The sequence below is a fragment of the Kaistia granuli DSM 23481 genome (assembly GCF_000380505.1).
Taxonomy (GTDB): Bacteria; Pseudomonadota; Alphaproteobacteria; order Rhizobiales; family Kaistiaceae; genus Kaistia; species Kaistia granuli.
In genome coordinates, this window is sequence record NZ_AQYH01000010.1 from 212,018 (window position 1) to 229,503 (window position 17,486).

Genomic DNA, 17,486 nt, shown 5'->3' on the forward strand with positions numbered 1-17,486 from the left:
TCCGCGGTTGGCGGCGCCAGCCTATTCGATGACGATGCTCGGCGCGGGCCGCGCGCCGGCGCCGCCGCGGACATTGGCCCAGACCTTCGTCGCGATCTCCTTGTAGATGCGGGCATGCGGGCCGTCGGGCGCCGTCGCGACCACCGGCTTGCCGCTGTCCGAGGTCTCGCGGATCACCATTTCCAGCGGCACCTCGCCGAGGAACGGCACGCCGAGCCGTTCCGCCTCGCGCCTGGCTCCGCCATGGCCGAAGATATCGTAGCGGGTGCCGGTATCGGGAGCGATGAAATAGCTCATGTTTTCGACGATGCCGAGGACGGGCACGTCGACCTTGTTGAACATGGCGAGCCCCTTGCGCGCATCGATCAGCGCCAGGTCCTGCGGCGTCGAGACGATGACGGCGCCGGCGAGCGGCACCTGCTGCGCCATGGTCAGCTGCGCGTCGCCGGTGCCGGGCGGCATGTCGACGACCAGCACGTCGAGCGGCGCCCAGGCCACCTCGCGCAGGAGCTGGGTGATCGCCGACATCACCATCGGCCCGCGCCAGATCATCGGCGTCTCTTCCTCGACCAGGAAGCCCATCGACATGGTCTTCAGGCCATAGGCCTCCATCGGCTTCAGGATCCGCCCCTCGACGGCCTCGGGGCGGCCGGAAAGGCCGAGCAGGCGCGGCACGGAGGGGCCATAGATATCGGCGTCGAGCAGACCGACCTTCAATCCATTGGCGAGAAGCCCGAGCGCCAGGTTGACCGCCGTCGTCGACTTGCCGACGCCGCCCTTGCCGGAAGCGACGGCGATAATCGCGCCGACGCCGGGAATGCCGGGCTTCGCCGATGAGGCTGGACGTGCCCCGGCGGGACGCGGCGGATGGGCGGCCGGGGAGGAATGCGCGCGCGCCGGAGCCGGGCGGGCCGGCGGCGCCGCGGCCATGCCGCCGCCCTTGCGCTCGGCCGTCAGGATGACCAGCGTGCTCTCGACGCCTTCCAGTTCGCGCACGGCGGCGGCGGCCTTCTCGCGCAGGGGCTCGAGCGCATGGGCGCGCGCCGCGTCGACGGTGATCGAGAACATCACCTTGCCGCCATGGATCAGAATGTCCGAGACGAGGCCGAGGCTGACGATGTCCCCGTTGCCGTCCGGACCTTCGACCGAGCGCAGCCGCTCGAGAATGGCGTTTCTGTCGAGGGCGGTCATGGCAGGCGATCTTCCTTGTCGTTGCGGTGTCGGGCGACCTTAAAGCATCGGGCGCGGGAGTGGGTACCGGTTTCAAGATGAATCCGTTGCGCGAAACGGCGCAGCCCCGCCGCAAAGCGGTCGCCGGAATCGGGCGCGAATCTGGCGCTCCAATGGCGTCCCGCCGGCACGATCGGGTGCGGCAATGTCCGGCTACGCGCATCGCGTGCAGCCGGAATCCGAGGGTCGACGCGAAAGAATGCAAGGAATCGCAACGACTTGCGAGTTCGCGGCCGCTCTATTCGTTACCGAGAACTTAACCACAAGCGTCACACGGAAGACACTTGGTGTGTCATTTCTGTCATAGCGCCCGATCACGCTTTCGCTATGATCTGAGACACGGAATCACGAGATGAGATTCCGGCTTCATCTGCCGGCCACCCTGGGGTGGGGGTCAATAAAAAGTAGATGGGGCTGAACGGGGATTAGGACGGACTTCGTACGGGCTGACGAGAAGGGGTGATCCTGCGGGGTCTACTCGGCGGCGACGAGAAGAATGAAATACTCTCCTGGTTTTACCTTTTTGGAGGTCAGGATATGAACTTTAAGACCCTTCTCCTCGGCTCTGCAGCAGCCATGCTGATGGCTGGTGGCGCTCAGGCGGCGGATCTCACGGTCGCCGAGCCGGTTGACTACGTGAAGGTCTGCGACGCTTTCGGCACGGGCTTCTTCTATTCGCCGGGCACGGACACCTGCATCAAGATCGGCGGCTACGTCAAGTTCGGCACCTCCTTCGGTGATCGTTCGGACCTCCCGAACACGGTCTTCAACGGCCTGTATCCGGACAGCAGCTGGGGCAACTTCTTCACGGAAGTCTCGATCCAGGCAACCGCTTCGTCGGTCACCGAATACGGTAACCTGACCGGCTTCATCGACATGCGCGCTGCCACGAGCAACTCGCCGGGCACCAGCGGCGAGACGGTCTCGCAGTACCTGAACAACACGACGAAGTCGGCTTACGTCGACAGCGCCTACCTCGAGCTCGGACCGCTCAAGGCTGGTTACTTCACGTCGCTGTTCGACTTCGGTCGCGGCTACAACGACACCGGCATGTTCGGTTCGGACTCGACGGTCGACCACATCCAGCTGACCTACGCCGTCAACGGCTTCGGTCTGGCGATCTCGATCGAAGATCAGCGTGACCGTGGCCAGCTCGCCAATACGATGGATATCCTGCCGGTTCCCGCCGACAACATCGACACGAGCAACGTGCCGGACATCGTCGGTGCTGTGACCTACGCTTCGGGCATCTTCAGCGCCAAGATCGCTGCTGCCTACGCGAACCAGGCAGTTACCTACGACGCTGTCACGGACACGTTCGACGGTGACTCGGGTTGGGCTGTCGGTGCGGGCCTCGAAATCGCTCTTGACAGCTTCTCGGCTGGCGATCGCTTCTTCGTTTCGGCTGCCTATGGCGACAACGCCAACTCGTACACCGGCATCGCCGGCGGCACGTCGGTGGCTGGCTTCGCCGGCGTCGGCCTGAACAGCGCTTACAGCGTTGCTCCGGGCACCAGCTGGTCGGCCCTCGCTTCGTACAAGCATGTTTGGACCCCGCAGCTCTGGTCGTCGCTCTCGGGCGGTTACGCTAACTACGACGGTTCTGACTTCCAGGACGGCATCAACGTTGATGCATGGCGCGTTGGCTTCACGACCGCCTATACGCCGGTCAAGGGCCTCGACCTGGTTGGCGACGTGTTCTACACGGACATCAACGTCGACAACGATGACGTCAACACCGTTGACGGCAACGGCTGGACGTTCAACCTGTTCCTGAAGCGCTCCTGGTAATCCCAAGCTCGCTTGAGCTACTGAAGGCCCGGCGGAGCAATCCGCCGGGCTTTTCTTTTTGGGACATCCATCATGCCGCCGAGCTCCTGCGTCGGATGCTCTTCCGGCACCTGACCCTCTGTCGGCAGCTGTCCTTCGGCGGCTATCCACACTCCGTCGTCATCCCGGACTTGATCCGGGATCCATTCAGCCGTGCTGGGTGTCGCGTGAACTACCGATTTTTTCGCCGCGTGGATTCCTGCTTTCGGGGGAATGACGGGCAGGCGAGAGGTCGGGTAGGGCGCGGGAAGCGGCGCCTATTCCGTCTGCGTGGGAATTCTGCGCGGATGACTGCCTCCGTCACTCCCACTAGAATACGCGCATGGAATGGACCGATCAGGGCCTGGTATTGGGCGTCCGGCAGCAGGGCGAGACGAGCGTCGTCCTCGAGCTGATGACGGCCGGGCGCGGCCGCCATCTCGGCCTCGTGCGCGGCGGCCGCTCGCGCCGTCTCGCGCCCGTGCTCCAGCCCGGCAACACCGTGCAGGCGGTGTGGCGGGCCCGGCTCGACGAGCATCTCGGCATTTTCACCATCGAGCCGCTGACGAGCCGCGCGGCCCGGCTGATCGGCGATCCCGGAACGATCTTCGCGCTGCAGACGCTGACGGGCCACCTTCGCCTGCTCGCCGAGCGCGAGCCGCATCCGGCCCTGCACGGCGCCGTCGAGGCGGCGCTCGACGCCGTCGCCAATGCCGACCAGCCGCAATTGCTTGATATCGCGACCTTCATCGCCCGTTTTGAGCTGGTTCTTCTGGAGGAGCTCGGCTTCGGATTGGATCTCTCGGCCTGCGCCGCCACCGGCGCGCGCGACGAGCTGCACTATGTCTCGCCGAAATCGGGCCGCGCCGTCAGTCGCGCCGGCGCGGTCGGCTATGAGGACCGGCTGCTGCGCCTCGCCCCGTTCATGACCGGTGGTGTCTCGAATGGCGGGCCGGACGAGCTGCGCGACGCCTTCCGGCTGACCGGGCACTTCCTGGCGCGTCATATCTACGGCCCGCGCGGCTTGCGCGAACCGACGGCCCGGACGGAATTGCTGACCCAGATCGACCGGCTGGCGGCGGCGGCCGTCTGATCGGCACGGTCGGGCCGGCGAGGGCCGCCTCTACGCGGTCCTCGTCATAGGCATCGGCCTTCCCTTGGAAGGTAGGCTGGTTACGGCGCCGGGCCGGATCAGCGCGCCACGCAGAATTCGCGCACCTTCGGCGAATAGCGGAACGGGTTGAGCGCGATGTCCTGGCGGCAGCGATTGCGGATCGCCAGCTGCGTGGTCGGATCGAGCGACGCCTTGAAGGCGGCGAGCGAGGCCGGGTCGCCGGGAACGCTCGAAAGATCGAAGCCGAACACCTTCCAGTCCGGCAGCGGACCGGAATCAATGCCGCTCGTGGAGAAGTCGTTGGCGCTCGTCGCCGCCGCGGGCGTCGCCGAGAAAACCGCTGGCGCGGCGAGAAGCGCCAGGGCGGCAATACCGAGGGCGGATTTGGACAGGCTCATCTTGCATCCTCATTCAATCGAACGACCGTACGATCTGCGATATATACGGAATATCGTTGCCGGACTGTGAAATACAACCACGACATGCCTCACGCGACGTTGCGTTGCTGCGCGTTTTTGTGATCGGGCCGGGGGCGCGCATTGTCTCCGTTCCGCCATGCCCGTCGGGTTAGACTGGCGGTCCGCGATTCGGACGCCAAAAGTCGAGATTATCTTGCGCTACGCCATCTATGCCACGCCCGCCGCCGACAACCCGCTTTCGCTCGCCGCCGCCCGCTGGCTCGGCCGCGACGCCTTTACGGGGGAGGACCATCCCTTGCCCTGCGTGGACGGCTTTTCGGGAGGCACGATCGAGGGCTATCTGGCGGATCCCGCCCGCTATGGCTTCCATGGCACGCTGAAGGCGCCGTTTACCCTGGCCGAGGGGCAGAGCGTCGAGGCGCTGATCGCAACCCTCGACGCCTTCGCGGCCGAGACCGCGCCGGTCACCGTGCCGGAGCTGGTGATCCGGCGTCTCGGGCGCTTCTTCGCGCTTGTCCCCAACGAGCCGGTTCCGGCGCTGGACGACCTCGCCGGCCGGATCGTCGCCGATTTCGAGCCCTTCCGCGCGCCGCTTTCGGAAGCCGATATCGCGCGCCGCCGCGTCGCCGGTCTGACGCTCGACGAGGAAACCAACCTGATCCGCTGGGGCTATCCCTACGTCTTCGATGCCTTCCGCTATCACATGTCGCTGACCGGCCGGGTGCCGAAGGACGACGCCGAGCCGATGGCGACCGAGCTGAAGCGCCGTTTCGCGGATTTCGACGGCCGCCCCTTCGTGCTTGATCGGCTCGCCGTCTTCGTCGAGCCCGAGCGCGGCGCGCCGTTCCTGGTTCGCCACGTCGCCATGCTGGCCGGAGGCGCCCGCTGATGGCCGAGCAGATCTTCACCAACGCCAGGATCGTGCTGGACGACGAGATCGTCGAGGGCAGCTTGCTGGTTCGCGACGGCAAGATCGCCGATTTCGACAGCGGCGCGACGCGGCACGGCGAGGATCTCGGCGGCGATTATCTCGTGCCGGGCTTCGTCGAACTGCATACCGACCATCTCGAAAATCACTATGCACCGCGTCCCGGCGTGCGCTGGAATCCGGTCGCGGCGGTGCAGTCGCACGATGCGCAGGTCGCCGGCGCCGGCATCACCACCGTGTTCGACGCGCTGCGCGTCGGCATGGACGAGGATGCGCGCACCACGACGGCCGAAATGCAGATGCTGGCCGATGCGATCGAGACGGCGAAGCGCGAGGAACGGCTGCGGGCCGACCATCTCCTGCATCTGCGCTGCGAGGTTTCGGCGCCGGACGTTCTCGATGGACTGGCCGGATTTCTCGACGTTCTGCCGGTGCGCCTTGTCTCGCTGATGGACCATTCTCCCGGCCAGCGCCAGTTCGCCAGCCTCGACAGCTATCGCGCCTTCTACCAGGGCAAGATGGGCATGTCGGATGCCGCCTATGAAGCCTTCGCGGCCCGGCGCATCGCCCAGGCGGACGAGTTTTCGGCCCGTCATCGCCGCGAGATCGTTGAACTCAGCCATGCGCGCGGCATCGCCGTCGCCAGCCATGACGACGCGACGGCGGCCCATGTCGAGGAAGCCGCCGCCGATGGCGTCTCGATCGCCGAGTTCCCGACCACGATCGAGGCGGCGACCGCGTCGCGCGCCGCCGATATCCATGTGCTGATGGGCGCGCCCAATCTGGTGCGCGGCGGCTCGCATTCCGGCAACGTCTCGGCCGTGGTGCTGGCCGAGGCGGGGCAGCTCGACATCCTGTCGTCGGACTATGTGCCGTTCAGCCTGATGGTCGCCGTCTTCGCGCTGCCGGGGCTGGTGCCGTCGATCAGCCTGCCGCAGGCGGTGCGCCTGGTGACGCGCGCGCCGGCGGAGGCGGTCGGCCTCGACGATCGCGGCGCCATCCGTCCGGGATTGCGGGCCGACCTGGTCCGCGTGCGCGCCGGCGAGGGCGTGCCGGTCGTGCGCAGCGTCTGGCGCGAGGGCGTCCGCGTCTCCTAGAGGGCGACATCGCGCAGATGTGCGGGGCCGGCGAGGTCCGGCCGTTCTATGCTCCCCGCGCCGGATCGGCAGGATCCGGCTTGTTGGAGGAGCGGTAGCATGTCCACGCAACAAGGGGCTCACGCGCATCCGGCGATGAGCCCGGTGATCCGTAAGCTCGCCGACGAGATCCAGCCGCTGTTCGATTCGCTCGCGGCCTGCATGGATCGCGGCGACGCCCGGGAGGCGGCAACGCATTTTGCCGAGGACGCCAATCTGATCAGCCCGAGCGGCATGGCCGGCTCGGGCGCCGTCGGCGTCCAGCGCGTGCTGGCATCCGACCTCGCGTCGATCCTGAAGGGCACGCACAGCCAGTTCACCATCGACGCGGTGCGGCCGGTCGGCGATGCGGTGTTCGTCGACGCGACGCATGAGATCGTCGGTGCGGAGACCGGCGGCGGCCAGCCGTTCCAGATCCATGTCGTCGCGCTGCTGCGCAAGCAGGGCGGCGGCTGGAAGCTGATGGAAGCTCGGCCCTATGCCTTCATGACGCCGATGACGACGCATTGAGCCGGCATCGACGCAACGGCGCCGCCGCAGGCGGCTAGAGCGTTTTCGAGCGAAGTGGGTACCGGTTCGCGTGAAGAAAACGCGAATAGACAAGGAGTTAGAGCATTGCGCCGTTTCGGAGAAACGGTGACGTGCTCTAGCCGGGACTATTTCTCGACGATGATCGCCGTCCGCATCATGCCGATATCGGCGACGGCGCGGAAGAACACCTCGGCGTCCGCCTTGCTGAGGCGGACGCAGCCATGCGAGGCGGGGCGGCCGAGGTGCTTCGTCTCGCTGGTGGCGTGCACGGCGATGCCGTCATTGAAGAAGACGGAGTAGGGCATCGGCGCGTTCTCGTATTTCGACGAATAGTGCATCTCGTCGAGATAGTCCGGCCGGAACTGGCCCGGCGGCGTCTCGAAGCCCTTGCGTCCGGTCGAGACCTTCCAGCTGTAGTTCTCCTTGACGCCGTTGCCGCGGTTGACGACGACATCCATGCGCTGCTTGGCGAGGTTGACCGTGGCGCGGACGCCGGCGGGGCCAGGAAACAGCGAGTTGGCGGCGGCCATTTGCGGCAGCGCGATCAGGCCGGCGAGGGCGAGCGGGGCAAACAGGCGGCCGAGGGAGCGGGCGGTCATGGCGGCGGTTCCGGGATGGGCCGGCACCGTTGCGGCGGCGGCGGCCAGGTCATGCGAAGGATGGACGGTCTGGCGCCGGGAGGCGCAACCGTCGGTATGTCTTAGCGCGCGCCCCGGAGCCTGTCAGTGACCAACCTCACCGAAAGCTGCGCGCGACGCGAATTCGTCAGCGTGTGATCACGACGCGCGCATTGCGCATGCCGCGCTCGGCGATCAGCTGGTAAAGCTTGCGGGCGTTTTCGGGGGCGAGCCGCACGCAGCCATGCGAGGCGGGCCTTCCGAGCGACCGCACATGCGGCGTGCCGTGGATTGCGTAACCGCCATGGAAGAAGACCGAATTGGGCATCGGCGCCATGTCGTATTTGCGCGAGTACCACATGCGGTGCATCCGGGTCGGCCGGTAGCTGCCGACCGGCGTGCGGTAGCCCTTGCGTGCCGTCGAGACGTCCCAACCATAGCGCGCCCGTCCGTCGACATAGACGACCATCTGCTGCGATGACAGGTTGATGCGGGCAACGACATCGGCCTTTGCCGCGGGCGGCGGCAGGCCGAACAGGGCCGCGATGCCCAACGTCAGGGACAGGCCGAACAAGCCAAGGGGATGGCGCATGACAGTCGAGCTCCTCGAAGATCCGATCATCCTGACGCAACGGTATCATCCAAGTCTAAACAACCGGTAATGCCGCTAGTCGGGCCGGAGCCATGCATGGTTGCAGCAGCCGGGTTGCAGCGACGGAGGACGCTGTCATGCGCGCAACGGTCGAACGACGCGGCAAACCGTGCTAGCTACACCCGGCCGGATGCTCGTGTGGTCCGGCGAGTGGCGGGCGGATGCGCACGCCGCGATCCGCAGAAAGCGCTTTCGCGTCAAAGGAGAGCATGGATGTCCGTTGTGGCCCAGACCCGCCGTATGACGGCGATCGACATCAGGAGTCGCAAGGGCGGCACGCCGATCGTCTCGCTGACGGCCTATCACGCCCATACGGCGTCGATCATGGACCAGTATGTCGACTTCATGCTGGTCGGCGATTCGCTCGGCATGGTCATGCACGGGCTCGAGAGCACGGTGCCCGTCACGCTCGACATGATGATCCTGCAGGGCCAGGCGGTGATGCGCGGCTCGAAGCGGGCGCTTGTCGTCGTCGATCTGCCGTTCGGCTCCTACGAAGAGAGCCCGCAGGCGGCCTTCCGTTCGGCGGCGCGGATCATGAAGGAAACCGGCTGCGGCGCCGTCAAGATGGAGGGGGGCGTGCACATGGCCGAGACCGTGCGTTTCCTGACCCAGCGCGGCATCCCGGTCATGGGGCATATCGGCCTGACGCCGCAGTCGATCAACACGATGGGCGGCTTCAAGGTGCAGGGCAAGAGCGACGAAAGCGCCGCGGCGGTGCTCGCCGATGCGCAGGCGATCGCCGAAGCCGGCGCCTTCGCCATCGTCGTCGAGGGCGTGATCGAGCCGGTGGCACGCGAGATCACCACCAAGGTCGCGGTGCCGACCATCGGCATCGGCGCCTCGGCGGATTGCGACGGCCAGATCCTGGTGCTCGAGGACATGCTGGGCCTGTCGTCGCGCGTGCCGAAATTCGTCAAGAAATTCGGCAATCTCGGCGGCATGATCGAGGAAGCCATCTCCGCCTATGCGGAAGAGGTGAAGTCGCGCGCCTTCCCGTCGCCGGAGCAGGTCTACACCAAGAAGGCTTAGCGAGCCGCCCTCCGGCGAGTACGTTTGCGGGGGCGTGTCGATCCTGCGTTAGCGCTCCCGAACCCGGCTCTGCGATCCGGCTACCGTCAATTGCCGGGGTTTTTACTATAACTACCTGACGGGTATAATGAAAATTGCTCTTCTAGACTATTCCAACACCGTCAATATCGGCGACAATATCCAGACCCTCGCCGTCGCCCAGCACGTCGACCAGGCATATGATCTGGTCGATCGTGACTTCCTGCATGCCTATAGTGGCGAGCCGGTTGTCGTGGTCATGAACGGTTGGTTCACCCACGAGCCGCAGAACTGGCCACCGTCTCCGGCGATCACGCCGATCTTCTTCGGTTTTCATATGACGCCGGATGCCGCCGAAGCGTACCGGCACTCCAGAGATTATTTCGCGCGCTTTGCGCCGATCGGCTGCCGCGACAAAGCAACCGCCGAGATCCTGAAATCCTGGGACGTCGATGCCTATGTTAGCGGCTGCGCGACGATGACGTTTCCGACGCGGTCCGAGGAGCCCAGGCAGCCGAAACTGGTTCTCGTGGACCAACCTTTCAAACACTTCCTGTCCGGCGAGCGGCGTGGGCACGTCAGCATCTCGCACGAAGTGCCGTCCTACATGTCGAGGGCTACCAAGTTTCAGGTCGCGAAGGACATGCTGGAATTTTACCGTGACCATGCGGGAATGGTCGTCACCAGCCGGATCCATTGCGCGATGCCGTGCGCGGCCATGGGAATTCCGACCGTCTACACGGGAATTCAGGAGGGGCGCACGAAGGTGATCGACATGATCGGCATCCCGTCGGCGCAGACCAAGCGTTTCCCTCGGACGCGTCTAGCCGAGCTATCGGTGAAGGCGCCGAATTTCGAGGACGTGAAGGCGCGGGTCATCGCCGACTTGCAGGCGCGTCTCGGGGCGCACGGCATCCGGACACGTCGCGCGGTGACCTGATCGCCGGCAAAGCTACACCCGATCATCCGCGTTTCAGAAAATTGATCTCCTTGGGGCGAGGGGCCATGAAGACTCTGCGACTTGTGCCGACGATCGACGGCACGACGACGACGATCACTGCCAGTCAGGACGGCGAGCCCGAGCGGTCGGTCTTCTATCAGTTCGACGGAGCGCTGACGCCCGATGCATCCGGAATCGGCAACGCGGCGCTCGTCGCCTTTCTGCCCTACGCGATGCAGCGCGGACTCGACATCCAAGTCGAGTCAGAGGTCGATGAAGACCTGCTCGCTCAGCTCGAGGAAGTCCAGGATGCCTGGTCTCGCTGGCATCCTGGGCTGTTTCGCCGCGTCGGCCTGGATGTCGCGGGCGTTCGACCCGCGATGCTGCCGGCCACCAGAACGGCGGTCGCCGCCTTCTCGGGTGGTCTCGATTCCATCTTTGCCGTCCATGCTCACAAGCGGGATCTGCTGGGCTATCGCAAGCTGGATGTACGCTCCGGCGTTCTCATCCAGGGATTCGACCTGCCCCTCGATCAACCCGTTTGGTTTGAGGATGCACGGCGCCGCGCCAGCTTGATGTTGACCAGTTATGGGCTGTCCCTGACGACCGTACGAACCAACTGGCGGACGCTGGGTGCTCCGTGGGAGCTCGGATACATCTTCGGCGTTGCCTCGGTCCTGCACCAGCTCAAAGGCCGGGTCGGCCAAGCCATCATCGCGAGTGACAATGCCTATGGTGGCGACATGCCGGGTTGGGGCAGCAACGCTGCTTCGAACCAGATGATGAGCGGTCCCTCTTTTCCGCTGCATTTTACCGGTGGCGGCTGGTCGCGGACCGAAAAGGCTGCGGCGCTCACCGGCGAGGCAGCGGTCCTGGAAAACCTGCGGGTTTGCTGGGAGCGGCCGGAGAGCCTGGGCAATTGCGGCCGATGCGAGAAGTGCATCCGCACCAAGTTGAACTTCATGGCCAATGGCGTCGGCCATGTCCCGGCGCTCGGCATTCCGGTAACCCCGCGATCTATTCGGGGAGTCCTGATCCGAAATGCGCCGGTGCTGGAGCTCTATCGTGATTTGGCGAGCGAGCCATGGCCAGGTCGGCCTGGCATCAAGGCGGCTCTGGAAAGCCTCGTCAAACGGGGCGTTCGCAGGCAGTCCGGATGGGAAAGCAGGCTCCTGAAGTATCAGCGATCCTTGCGGAAACGGGGCCTGTGGCCGCGATAGCCGCGCCCGGGCCGACCGGAATCCGGCCGTGTCGTGGGACGCTGAAAACGCAGGTTCTTACACAGGCTCCGGATGGGGTGATATTCTGCAGTCCGGCGACACGCATCGATTTGCCAGCGCAGGGACGCTTCGTTATGGTGCGCGCCGCTGACCGGAGCCGGAAAGAAGAGAATGACCGATATTTTTCACGAAGTCGAAGACGACCTTCGCCGCGAAAAGGCGAAGCGTCTCTGGGCGCGCTTCGGACCCTATGTTCTTCTGGTCGCGGTTCTGATCGTCGCCGGCGTCGGCGGATGGCGCGGTTGGGAATACTGGCGCGAGCAGCAGGCAGCCGCCGAGGGCGACCGTTTCGTCGCGGCGCTGAAGCTCGCCAGCGACAACAAGCATGACGAGGCGATCACGGCGCTGAACGAGATCGCCGCGACGGGAACCGGCGGCTATCCGGTGCTCGCCGGCTTCCGCGCGGCTTCCGAGCTCGCCGCGACCAAGAAGACCGACGAGGCCGTCAAGGCGTTCGACGCGATCGCCGCCCGGGCGGATACGCCGGCGCTCCTGAAGGCGATGGCGCGGCTGCGCGCGGCGCTGCTCGTCGTCGACAGCTCCGATCTCGCTGCCATGAAGAGCCGGGTCGGCGATCTCGCCGAAGTCGGCAATCCGTGGCGACACAGCGCCCGCGAGCTGCTCGGCCTGACAGCCTGGCGCAATGGCGACGCGGAAGCGGCGCGCGGCTATTTCCAGTCGATCGCCGACGATCCGGAGACGCCGCAGTCGATGCAGAGCCGTACCCAGCTGATGCTTGATCTCATTCGTTCCAAGATCGGCGCGGCCCCGGCTCCAGCCAAGAGCTGACGCCGGGCGAGCGCCGACATCCATCGTTTTCGTCGTTCCGGGGCCACGCGGAGCGTATTAGCCGGAACCTCGACGTGGCAGTATTTCGGGAAGTCGCGGACACCGCGGCTTCCCGACGCCATTTGAGGCCGTATCTATCATGACCTTTACCGTCGCCATCATCGGCCGCCCCAATGTCGGCAAGTCGACCCTGTTCAACCGCCTCGTCGGCCAGAAGATCGCGATCGTCGACGACACGCCGGGCGTGACGCGCGACCGTCGGCCGGGCGAAGCCCGCATCGGTGATCTCTACTTCACCATCATCGATACTGCCGGCCTTGAAAATGCCGATCCGGACAGCCTCGAAGGCCGCATGCGCGCCCAGACCGAGATGGCGATCGAGGAAGCGGACGTCTCGCTGTTCCTGATCGACGCCCGCGTCGGCGTGACGCCGGTCGACGAGCATTTCGCCGAGCTGCTGCGCCGTGTCGGCAAGCCCGTCGTGCTGGTCGCCAACAAGGCCGAGGGCAAGCTCGGCGAGAACGGCGTGCTGGAAGCTTATGCGCTCGGCCTCGGCGAGCCGGTGGCGCTCTCGGCCGAGCATGGCGAGGGCATGGCCGACCTGTTCGCCGCGCTGCTGCCGTTCGAGCGCGAGGAAGAGGAAGGCGACGTCGAGGACGATGATTTCGACGCGCCGTTGCCGATCGATCCGGAGACCGGCGAGGAAATCGAAGCGCCGCTCGACCTGACCCGTCCGATCAAGGTGGCGATCGTCGGTCGGCCGAACGCCGGTAAGTCGACGCTGATCAACACCATGCTGGGCGAGGACCGTCTGCTCGTCGGCCCCGAGGCCGGCATCACGCGCGATTCGATCTCGGTCGACTGGACCTGGAACGACCGCCGCATCAAGCTGTTCGACACGGCCGGCATGCGCAAGAAGGCGCGCGTCGAGACCAAGCTCGAGAAGCTCTCGGTCGGCGATTCCCTGCGCGCCATCCGCTTCGCCGAGGTCGTCGTGCTGATGCTCGACGTCACGATCCCGTTCGAGAAACAGGACCTGCAGATCGCCGATCTGGTCGCCCGCGAGGGCAGGGCGCTGGTGATCGCGTTCAACAAGTGGGATCTGGTCGAGGACCGCCAGGCCAAGATGGCGGAACTGCGCGAGATGGCCGAGCGGCTGTTGCCGCAGGTGCGTGGCGTGCCGCTGGTGCCGCTCTCGGGCCTCACCGGCTCGGGCATCGACAAGCTGATGAGTGAACTGCTCAAGGTCTACGCGACGTGGAACCGCCGTATCCCGACCGCGGCGCTGAACCGCTGGCTGGCGAGCGTGCTCGAACATCATCCGCCGCCGGCCGTCTCCGGCCGCCGCGTCAAGCTCCGCTACATGACGCAGCCCAAGGCGCGGCCGCCGACCTTCGTCGCCTTCTGCTCGCGGCCCGAGGCGCTGCCGGACGCCTATACGCGCTATCTGCTGAACGGCATCCGCGAAACCTTCAAGCTCAACGCCGTGCCGCTGCGCCTGCAGCTGCGCAAGGGCGAGAACCCGTTCGAGCACAAGGCGAAGAAGCGCTAGCGTCGCGGGGCCGGATACGGCTCCTCGCCCTTCGGAGCACAGGATCGACGCCATGATCTCGCCCATCCACGTCCTGATGACGGGCGATGATCTGCTGGAGCCGGCAGCCCGTGTCCTGGCGCCGATCGGCGCCACCATCGAGACGATGAGCGGGCCGATCGACAAGGCCCGCATGATCGCGACCCTGTCGGCCCGGCGCTTCGACGCCATCCTGGTGCGGGCCAATCCGCCGCTCGATGCCGCCGTGCTCGACGCCGCTCCCGATCTCGCCTTGATCTCCAAGATGGGGGCAGGGGTCGACAGCGTCGATCTCGCCGCTGCCACGGCGCGCGACATTGCCGTGATGACGGCGGGCGATGCCAATGCCGACGCCACGGCGGAGATGGCGATCGCCCTGATCCTGGCGATCCGGCGCGATGTCGTTCGGCTCGATGCGCGGCTGAAGGCCGGTATCTGGGATCGTGGTCCCTACCGGGCGACCGAGCTTCGCGGCCAGACGCTGGGCATTGTCGGGCTCGGCCGGATCGGGCGTCGCGTCGGCGAGATGGCAAAAGCGCTGGGCATGCGGGTCGTCGCCTCGGGCAGGCCGGGGGGCGAAAGCCCGAGCCGGACCGGATTTGCCATCCTGCCGCTGGAACAGCTACTGGCCGAAAGCGATATCGTCAGCCTGCACTGCCCGATGGACGCGTCCAACCGCGGCTTTTTCGATCGCCAGGCGATCGCCCGGATGAAGCCCGGGGCGCTCCTGGTCAACACGGCGCGGGGCGGGCTGCTGAACGAAGCGGATGTGGCCGAGGCACTCGCCACGGGGCGCCTGGGCGGCGCCGCGCTCGATACGCTGGCGGTCGAGCCGCCGAATGCCGACAACCCGCTGCTGGTGGCTCCCAACACGATCCTCACGCCGCATATTGCCGCCGAGACGGCGGCGACGATGGAGCGCATCGCGTTGATGGGCGCGGAGAATGTCGTGAACTGGTTCAGCCGGCGCGAAATCCTCGTCGACCGGCTGGTCAATCGAGCCGTGCTGCCGCGCCTGCGGAATGTCACGATCCTCTAGCGCCGCTGTGCGAGCCCTGCCTTGGGCAGGAAGCGTGTCACGGTCTTGGTCGGGAATTCGTAGCGCGTGCCATTGTCGGTGAAATCGGGCGCGATCATGCGGACGATATCCGGCGCGACGACGCGCGGATGCTGCAAGGTCTCGGGATCCTCGCCGGGCTTCGCCTTGGCGCGCATCTGGGTGTGCAGCGGGCCGGGGTCGAGGAGGTTGGTGCGCACCGTGCTCGAATCGATCTCCGCCGCATAGGTCCGCACGATGGCCTCGAGCGCAGCCTTGGAGGCCGAATAGACGCCCCAATAGGGCCGGCAGTTCACGGCGGCGCCGGAGCTCAGGAACAGCGAGCGGCCGGCGTCCGACTGGCGCAGCAACGGATCGAGCGAGCGGATCAGGCGGTAATTGGCGGTCACGTTGACCGTCATCACATTGTCCCACTCCTTCTGGTCGAGATGACCGACCGGCGTGATGACGCCGAGCTGGCCGGCATTGCCGACGAGGCCGTCGAGCTTGCCCCAGCGCTCGTAGATCGAGAAGCCGAGGCGGTCGATGGCGTCGAGATCGCGCAGGTCGAGCGGCACCAGCGTGGCCGAGCCCCCCTTGGCCTTGATCTCGTCGTCGAGCTCTTCCAGCGCGCCGACCGTGCGGGCGATGGCGATGACATGCGCACCGGCCTCGGCAATCGCCAGCGCGGCGTTCCAGCCGATGCCGCGCGATGCGCCGGTCACGACAACGGTACGGCCGGAGAGATCGGGAGTGGTCACGGGTGCGTCCAATCAAGCTTCAGGAGAGGGCCCGGTCCGGGCAGAGGGTGGTCCGGCGCCCCAGACGGGACGCGGGAAGGGGTGTGGGAACCAGCGGAGGCGCGTTGCGCCTCAGCTTGCCTCGGCGAGCCGCGTCAGCGGCTGGACCTTGCCGCGATCCTCGAAATCGGCGAGGCGGGTCGGATAGTCGCCGGTGAAGCAGGCGTCGCAGAACTGCGGCGCGGCATTGTCGCGCTGCGCCTCGCCGACCGCGCGGTAGAGGCCGTCGATCGACACGAAGGCGAGGCTGTCGGCCTTGATGTAATCGGCCATCTCCTGCACCGACATGTGCGAGGCAATCAGCTTCGACTTCTCCGGCGTGTTGACGCCGTAGAAGCAGGAATCGGTCGTCGGCGGGCTGGCAATGCGCATGTGCACTTCGGCAGCCCCTGCCTCGCGCACCATCTGCACGATCTTCATCGAGGTGGTGCCGCGCACGATCGAATCGTCGACCAGGATGACGCGCTTGCCGGCGATGACGCCCATATTGGCGTTGTGCTTCAGCTTGACGCCCATGTGGCGGATGGCGTCGGTCGGCTCGATGAAGGTGCGGCCGACATAGTGGTTGCGGATGATGCCGAGATCGAACGGAATGCCGGCGGCCTCCGCATAGCCGATCGCCGCCGGCACGCCGGAATCCGGCACCGGCACGATCACGTCGGCGGCGACGCCGCTCTCGCGCGCCAGCTCGGCGCCGATCCGCTTGCGGATCTCGTAGACGCCGCGGCCGTCGACGGAGGAATCCGGACGGGCGAAATAGACATATTCGAACATGCAGAAGCGCGGGCGCTGGCGCTCGAACGGGAAGAAGCTCTCGATGCCCTCATCGGTGATGATGACGACTTCGCCGGGCTGGATCTCGCGCACATAGGTGGCGCCGATGATGTCCAGCGCGCAGGTCTCGGAGGCGAGGATGTGCGCGCCGTCGAGCGCGCCCAGCACCAGCGGGCGCACGCCGAGCGGATCGCGGCAGCCCATCATCTTCTTTTCGGACAGCGCGACGAGCGAATAGGCGCCCTCGATGCGGCGGATGGCGTCGATGAAACGGTCGAGCAGCTGGCCGTGGATCGACGTGGCGATCAGATGGATGATCGTCTCGGTGTCGGACGTCGACTGGAACAGCGAGCCGCGACGCTGCAGCTCGCGCTTCAGCGTCATCGCATTGGTGAGATTGCCGTTATGCGCGACGGCAAAGCCGCCCCCGGCGAATTCCGCGAACATCGGCTGGACGTTGCGCAGGCCCGCGCCGCCCGTCGTGGCGTAGCGATTATGGCCAATTGCGCGCCGGCCGGGCAGGCGGTCGATGACCGACTTGCGGGTGAAATTGTCGCCGACCAGGCCGATATGGCGCTCGATCGAGAACTGGCGGCCGTCATGGGCGGCGATGCCGGCGGCCTCCTGGCCGCGATGCTGGAGCGCATGCAGGCCGAGCGCGGTCAGCGCGGCGGCGTCGTCATGCCCGAACACGCCGAAGACGCCGCATTCCTCATGGAGGTGGTCATCGTCGGCGAGCATTGGCAGCATCGAAAAATCGTCCATTTCCGGTCCTCACAACCTGACGGGTACCCTCTCGTCGAGAGTGCCT

General features: G+C 66.1%; 17 protein-coding genes. 11 read left to right on the forward strand and 6 right to left on the reverse strand.

Annotated elements, in window-relative coordinates; translation table 11 throughout:
* Window positions 1-21 precede the first annotated feature (21 nt).
* The gene (locus G342_RS0116140) at window positions 22-1,191 is read right to left on the reverse strand and encodes an Mrp/NBP35 family ATP-binding protein (protein WP_018184202.1); all 1,170 of its coding nucleotides are present in this window, start codon (window positions 1,189-1,191) and stop codon (window positions 22-24) included.
* Between the two features lie 498 nt (window positions 1,192-1,689).
* Here G342_RS0116140 and G342_RS0116145 point away from each other — a divergent pair, with 498 nt between their 5' ends.
* Window positions 1,690-3,021 (forward strand): porin, encoded by a 1,332-nt coding sequence (locus tag G342_RS0116145; RefSeq protein ID WP_245557289.1) that lies wholly within the window; start codon window positions 1,690-1,692, stop codon window positions 3,019-3,021.
* A gap of 361 nt (window positions 3,022-3,382) precedes the next feature.
* A complete protein-coding gene (gene recO / locus G342_RS0116150) occupies window positions 3,383-4,132 on the forward strand; it encodes a DNA repair protein RecO (protein ID WP_018184204.1) in 750 nt (249 codons plus the stop codon).
* Window positions 4,133-4,230: 98 nt separating this feature from the next.
* On the opposite strand, the gene G342_RS0116155 is transcribed toward recO, so the two are convergent.
* A complete protein-coding gene (locus G342_RS0116155) occupies window positions 4,231-4,551 on the reverse strand; it encodes a hypothetical protein (protein ID WP_018184205.1) in 321 nt (106 codons plus the stop codon).
* Between the two features lie 214 nt (window positions 4,552-4,765).
* On the opposite strand from G342_RS0116155, the gene G342_RS0116160 reads away from it, so the two are divergent.
* From G342_RS0116160 to G342_RS24385, 3 genes are all read left to right on the forward strand, one after another.
* The gene (locus tag G342_RS0116160) at window positions 4,766-5,461 is read left to right on the forward strand and encodes a DUF1045 domain-containing protein (protein ID WP_018184206.1); all 696 of its coding nucleotides are present in this window, start codon (window positions 4,766-4,768) and stop codon (window positions 5,459-5,461) included.
* Window positions 5,461-6,597: an alpha-D-ribose 1-methylphosphonate 5-triphosphate diphosphatase gene (locus G342_RS0116165; protein ID WP_018184207.1), complete on the forward strand. Its 1,137-nt coding sequence runs from the start codon at window positions 5,461-5,463 to the stop codon at window positions 6,595-6,597. The genes G342_RS0116160 and G342_RS0116165 overlap by 1 nt, the downstream gene beginning before the upstream one ends.
* Window positions 6,598-6,696: 99 nt before the next feature.
* Window positions 6,697-7,146 (forward strand): nuclear transport factor 2 family protein, encoded by a 450-nt coding sequence (locus G342_RS24385; protein WP_198010810.1) that lies wholly within the window; start codon window positions 6,697-6,699, stop codon window positions 7,144-7,146.
* Between the two features lie 146 nt (window positions 7,147-7,292).
* Here G342_RS24385 and G342_RS0116175 read toward each other — a convergent pair whose 3' ends face one another.
* Window positions 7,293-7,766, reverse strand: coding sequence for a L,D-transpeptidase (locus G342_RS0116175; protein WP_018184209.1), 474 nt, complete (start codon window positions 7,764-7,766; stop codon window positions 7,293-7,295).
* A gap of 166 nt (window positions 7,767-7,932) precedes the next feature.
* A complete protein-coding gene (locus G342_RS0116180) occupies window positions 7,933-8,376 on the reverse strand; it encodes a L,D-transpeptidase (RefSeq protein ID WP_018184210.1) in 444 nt (147 codons plus the stop codon).
* 273 nt (window positions 8,377-8,649) lie between these two features.
* On the opposite strand from G342_RS0116180, the gene panB reads away from it, so the two are divergent.
* From panB to G342_RS24395, 6 genes are all read left to right on the forward strand, one after another.
* Entirely contained in the window at window positions 8,650-9,468 is an 819-nt protein-coding gene (panB, locus tag G342_RS0116185) for a 3-methyl-2-oxobutanoate hydroxymethyltransferase (protein ID WP_018184211.1), read from the forward strand.
* Window positions 9,469-9,595: 127 nt separating this feature from the next.
* A complete protein-coding gene (locus G342_RS0116190) occupies window positions 9,596-10,426 on the forward strand; it encodes a polysaccharide pyruvyl transferase family protein (RefSeq protein WP_018184212.1) in 831 nt (276 codons plus the stop codon).
* Window positions 10,427-10,491: 65 nt separating this feature from the next.
* Window positions 10,492-11,646 (forward strand): hypothetical protein, encoded by a 1,155-nt coding sequence (locus tag G342_RS24390; protein WP_018184213.1) that lies wholly within the window; start codon window positions 10,492-10,494, stop codon window positions 11,644-11,646.
* A gap of 171 nt (window positions 11,647-11,817) precedes the next feature.
* Window positions 11,818-12,495, forward strand: coding sequence for a tetratricopeptide repeat protein (locus G342_RS0116200; protein ID WP_018184214.1), 678 nt, complete (start codon window positions 11,818-11,820; stop codon window positions 12,493-12,495).
* Window positions 12,496-12,634: 139 nt separating this feature from the next.
* Window positions 12,635-14,047 (forward strand): ribosome biogenesis GTPase Der, encoded by a 1,413-nt coding sequence (gene der / locus G342_RS0116205; RefSeq protein ID WP_018184215.1) that lies wholly within the window; start codon window positions 12,635-12,637, stop codon window positions 14,045-14,047.
* 52 nt (window positions 14,048-14,099) lie between these two features.
* Window positions 14,100-15,104 (forward strand): NAD(P)-dependent oxidoreductase, encoded by a 1,005-nt coding sequence (locus G342_RS24395; RefSeq protein ID WP_018184216.1) that lies wholly within the window; start codon window positions 14,100-14,102, stop codon window positions 15,102-15,104.
* On the opposite strand, the gene G342_RS0116215 is transcribed toward G342_RS24395, so the two are convergent.
* Both G342_RS0116215 and purF read right to left on the reverse strand, forming a co-directional pair.
* On the reverse strand, window positions 15,101-15,862 hold the full coding sequence (locus G342_RS0116215) for an SDR family NAD(P)-dependent oxidoreductase (RefSeq protein WP_026304510.1): 762 nt from the start codon (window positions 15,860-15,862) through the stop codon (window positions 15,101-15,103). The genes G342_RS24395 and G342_RS0116215 overlap by 4 nt on opposite strands.
* Window positions 15,863-15,973: 111 nt before the next feature.
* Window positions 15,974-17,440, reverse strand: coding sequence for an amidophosphoribosyltransferase (gene purF / locus G342_RS0116220; protein WP_018184218.1), 1,467 nt, complete (start codon window positions 17,438-17,440; stop codon window positions 15,974-15,976).
* Window positions 17,441-17,486: the final 46 nt, after the last annotated feature.

Bases quoted from the DNA above. Each gene is read 5' to 3' on its own strand.
- G342_RS0116140 (WP_018184202.1), bottom strand. From the start codon at position 1,191: ATGACCGCCCTCGACAGAAACGCCATTCTCGAGCGGCTGCGCTCGGTC.
- der (WP_018184215.1), top strand. From the start codon at position 12,635: ATGACCTTTACCGTCGCCATCATCGGCCGCCCCAATGTCGGCAAGTCG.
- G342_RS0116190 (WP_018184212.1), top strand. From the start codon at position 9,596: ATGAAAATTGCTCTTCTAGACTATTCCAACACCGTCAATATCGGCGAC.
- G342_RS0116175 (WP_018184209.1), bottom strand. From the start codon at position 7,766: ATGACCGCCCGCTCCCTCGGCCGCCTGTTTGCCCCGCTCGCCCTCGCC.
- G342_RS24395 (WP_018184216.1), top strand. From the start codon at position 14,100: ATGATCTCGCCCATCCACGTCCTGATGACGGGCGATGATCTGCTGGAG.
- G342_RS24385 (WP_198010810.1), top strand. From the start codon at position 6,697: ATGTCCACGCAACAAGGGGCTCACGCGCATCCGGCGATGAGCCCGGTG.
- recO (WP_018184204.1), top strand. From the start codon at position 3,383: ATGGAATGGACCGATCAGGGCCTGGTATTGGGCGTCCGGCAGCAGGGC.
- G342_RS24390 (WP_018184213.1), top strand. From the start codon at position 10,492: ATGAAGACTCTGCGACTTGTGCCGACGATCGACGGCACGACGACGACG.
- G342_RS0116180 (WP_018184210.1), bottom strand. From the start codon at position 8,376: ATGCGCCATCCCCTTGGCTTGTTCGGCCTGTCCCTGACGTTGGGCATC.
- purF (WP_018184218.1), bottom strand. From the start codon at position 17,440: ATGGACGATTTTTCGATGCTGCCAATGCTCGCCGACGATGACCACCTC.
- G342_RS0116155 (WP_018184205.1), bottom strand. From the start codon at position 4,551: ATGAGCCTGTCCAAATCCGCCCTCGGTATTGCCGCCCTGGCGCTTCTC.
- G342_RS0116165 (WP_018184207.1), top strand. From the start codon at position 5,461: ATGGCCGAGCAGATCTTCACCAACGCCAGGATCGTGCTGGACGACGAG.
- panB (WP_018184211.1), top strand. From the start codon at position 8,650: ATGTCCGTTGTGGCCCAGACCCGCCGTATGACGGCGATCGACATCAGG.
- G342_RS0116200 (WP_018184214.1), top strand. From the start codon at position 11,818: ATGACCGATATTTTTCACGAAGTCGAAGACGACCTTCGCCGCGAAAAG.